The organism is Aphanothece microscopica RSMan92 (genome assembly GCF_046613545.2).
Lineage (GTDB): Bacteria > Cyanobacteriota > Cyanobacteriia > PCC-6307 > Cyanobiaceae > NIES-981.
In genome coordinates, this window is record NZ_JBKKKY020000620.1 from 1 (window position 1) to 408 (window position 408).

At 52.9% G+C, this 408-nt stretch carries 1 protein-coding gene; it reads right to left on the reverse strand.

The window, feature by feature from the left end; all coding sequences use genetic code 11:
- The coding region (locus ACLD7X_RS19350; RefSeq protein ID WP_411425301.1) for a hypothetical protein at positions 1 to 408 on the reverse strand (408 nt) is incomplete at both ends.

Consider the following 408-nt stretch of genomic DNA (forward strand, 5'->3'; position numbering starts at 1 on the left):
CCTTCCCGTTCTATCCTGGCAATGAGGAGATGATCCTTGTAGATGGCGTCCAGATAGAAGACGCGCGGCATCAGTCCGAATTCGTAGTCTTCGGCATTCGACGCATCATAACCATACGGCAGGACAATCTCTCGAAAGACATACGTCAGCCCGTCTCCCGTATGATAGCGTACGATCCGTGGGTGCCAACTCCGGCTATCGCATGGATTGGTCAGTGTGCTGTAGCTTGGCTCCGGTTGGGTAGCATGTTCCACACAGACCTTCGTAGTACAGCGCTGCTCGAAGAGGGCATTCCATGAATCCGGAAGATAGTCCGGATCGAATTCCACATCGGCAAAAGACACATCGTTGTATCCTGTCGAGTAGTATCGACCCGTATAGTACAGATCGGCCGCGTTGGGATCGTTG